The sequence below is a fragment of the Actibacterium sp. XHP0104 genome (genome assembly GCF_025751515.1).
Taxonomy (GTDB): Bacteria; Pseudomonadota; Alphaproteobacteria; order Rhodobacterales; family Rhodobacteraceae; genus Actibacterium_D.
Genome location: NZ_JAOWLE010000016.1, coordinates 1 through 1,421, shown reverse-complemented (window position 1 = coordinate 1,421; position 1,421 = coordinate 1). Strand labels below are relative to the sequence as shown.

Annotated in this window: 2 protein-coding genes; both read left to right on the top strand. The window is 50.0% G+C overall.

What is annotated here, in order from left to right; translation table 11 throughout:
• The first annotated feature begins 112 nt into the window (after nucleotides 1-112).
• A complete protein-coding gene (locus OE856_RS13675) occupies nucleotides 113-418 on the top strand; it encodes a hypothetical protein (RefSeq protein WP_263716712.1) in 306 nt (101 codons plus the stop codon).
• Between the two features lie 314 nt (nucleotides 419-732).
• Complete coding sequence (locus OE856_RS13670) at nucleotides 733-1,176, top strand: hypothetical protein (protein WP_263716711.1); 444 nt, start codon at nucleotides 733-735, stop codon at nucleotides 1,174-1,176.
• Nucleotides 1,177-1,421: the final 245 nt, after the last annotated feature.

The following is a 1,421-nucleotide window of genomic DNA, read 5'->3' as shown; positions in this document are numbered from 1 at the left end:
CAACACAAAGAGGCCCCACAGTGCATTGGGTTATCGCCCACCGGCCCCGGAATCCATCATCCCGATGGAACACAGGACGATCATGCACTAACAATCAAACTGGACCAGTCAGATGAGGCTGCTCACACAGTGCATTGGGTTATCGCCCACCGGCCCCGGAATCCATCATCCCGATGGAACACAGGACGATCATGCACTAACAATCAAACTGGACCAGTCAGATGAGGCTGCTCAGGGGGGCGACGACGGTCCCCGAGAGGGTGATGGCAATTTGAGAGGGCAACCAATGACAGCTGATCAGATCCAATTTGCTACAGAGCAGTTTGATTACCTCAACAGTAATCCGAGTATTCCACTTCCAACCACAGCAATTGGGGTGGATCTGCTGAACGAACAGGTATTTGTCTCGCCATGGTGACATTAAGCGAAAAATCTCTGAAGCACGCTCACAGGCTTCTTCGCGCATGGAATGATTTAGAATCCCGCCATCAAAGTGTTCGCGATGATGTCGAGAGGTCTCTATCCGGAAAATCTAATTCCATTGGCGGCTTGCCTGCTCTATCTCGCGTTTGTGCAATATATGCACATGAAGGGCAAAGCTCATCACAGGACGTAGATTCAATTGACTGGCAGAAGTGGCGCTTAAGTATTGAGTATAGTTTGCTTGACCGCCGTTGCCAGAGAGGGACAGATCGCGTTAGCGGTTGGGTTCGTGTTTCTAGGATTCTGACGTTGAGCTATGGCTTGTTTTTCACTGGCCGCTCCGGCTTGGCTTCCAAACAGCTCGAAGAAATACTCGATCCGATTTCGCATGTTGTTGAGCGAGTAGAGTTAGGAAGCCGAAAAGAAGCAGTTCTAGGAGCTGTCGGAGTTTTTTTTGAAGACATGATCGGAAAACGTCCGGTACACGCGGCGTTCAATCGAATGCCTGAAACATTGGAAGATGCATACGCAGCACGCGATACATATGCACGTCCAGAAAGCCCGGGTGGAGCATTGTTGGTCGATCCTGAAGGCGGTCTCATTCCGGTAGAAGTGATATACTTGGCACAAAAAGGTACCCGTGAAGACGGATGCATTTTGTCAAGGATGGAGAAAGCAATGACTGCAACTGAATATCCTGCTTCTCAGTTTTTCCAGAATTTAGACTTAGAGCTTACGGTCGAAGGGTACTGATTGACCGGTATTGTCAAAGTAAACCGACTTGAGTTGGGCAGGGCGGTTGCGTAGCCTCTGACCATGAACAAACGATCCCCGTTTTGCTATTTCAAGACCAGCCCCGAGATCATCCTTACTGAGCAGCCTCATCTGACTGGTCCAGTTTGATTGTTAGTGCATGATCGTCCTGTGTTCCATCGGGATGATGGATTCCGGGGCCGGTGGGCGATAACCCAATGCACTGTGGGGCCTCTTTGTGTTGT